Annotated in this window: 2 protein-coding genes; both read left to right on the top strand. The window is 75.9% G+C overall.

Going from position 1 to position 1287, the window contains the following annotated elements; all coding sequences use genetic code 11:
- Positions 1–650 (top strand): molybdopterin cofactor-binding domain-containing protein (locus tag D455_RS0100645; RefSeq protein WP_017568830.1); only part of this gene is annotated, 650 nt, incomplete at its 5' end.
- Positions 647–1287: FAD binding domain-containing protein (locus D455_RS0100640; RefSeq protein ID WP_017568829.1), on the top strand; the 641-nt coding region annotated here is incomplete at its 3' end. The genes D455_RS0100645 and D455_RS0100640, both read left to right, overlap by 4 nt.

Here is a 1287-nt window from a genome sequence, read left to right as displayed (position 1 = left end):
CGATGGGCCCCGCCGCGGCCGACGCCGCCGACCGGCTGCGCACCGCGCTGCGCGAGCACGAGCCCCGGGTTCCGGCGTCGGGGCCGATCCCCGAACACACGCTCAAGGAGGCGCTGGCCGCGGCCGAGGGAACGCGGGTGGTCGGTGAACGCGGCCGGGACCGCGGGGGCGCGCTGACCCCGGACATGGACGACCTGTCCGTCGGGCGCGGCATGAGCGGCGCCGTGCACGTGATGGAGGTGGAGGTGGACACCCTGCTGGGCCGGGTGCGACCCACCCGGTGCTGGGCGGGGCTGGCCGTGGGCCGGGTGTACGCCGAGCGGCTGGCCCGCAACCAGGTCGAGGGCGCCGTCGTACAGGGCGTGGGGTACGCGCTCTTCGAGGAACGCCGCCACGACCCGGCCACCGGGGTGGTGCTCACCGACAACCTGGAGGACTACCGGCTCGCGGGGATGGGCGACGTTCCCGAGACCGAGGTGTACTTCCACCAGGAGGGTTTCGAACACGCCGCGGGCGCGGGGGTCGGCCTGGGCGAGGTGTCGCTGGTGGGCGTGTCCGCGTCCGTGGCCAACGCCGTGCACGACGCCACCGGATGGCGCCCCCGTGACCTGCCCGTCCGCCCGGACCGACTGCTGGAGGGACTGCGATGACCGCGACCACACGACCCGCGGGCCTGGACGAGGCCCTGACCCGGTTGGACGGCACGGGTGCCCGTCCGCGCGCCGGGGGAACCGACCTGACGGCGTGCCTGTCCTCGGGGGTCTACGCACCCGCCCCCGTGGTGGACCTGTCCGGGGTGGAGGAGCTGCGCGGAGCGGAGTGGCTCGACGACGGCTCGGTCCGCCTGGGCGCGCTGACCGGAGTGGGCGAGCTGTCCGCGGACCCGCGACTGGCGGAGGCCTACCCGGCGCTGGCCCTCACCGCGCGGGCGCTGGCCACCCCGCAGGTGCGCAACGCCGCGACGCTGGGCGGAAACCTGCTCCAGCGCAACCGCTGCTGGTACCTGCGCAACCCGGCCTTCGACTGCTTCCAGACGGGCGGGGACTCCTGCCCGGCGCGCGGAGGCGACCACCTGTACGGGGTGGTCGTGGACCGGGGGCCGTGCGTGGCGCCCCACCCGTCCTCACTGGCCGTGGCGCTGCTGGCGTACGGCGCTTCGGTGCGGGTCGCCGGAGACGGCCGGTCGGAGAGGCCGGTGGCCGAGCTGTACGACGCCGCCGATCCCACCCGCGACCACGTGCTGGAGCCGGGCCAGGTGCTGGTGTCGGTGGCGCTGCCGGTCCCGGT

Source organism: Nocardiopsis halotolerans DSM 44410 (genome assembly GCF_000341065.1).
Lineage (GTDB): Bacteria > Actinomycetota > Actinomycetes > Streptosporangiales > Streptosporangiaceae > Nocardiopsis > Nocardiopsis halotolerans.
This window is presented reverse-complemented; position numbering and strand designations above follow the sequence as displayed.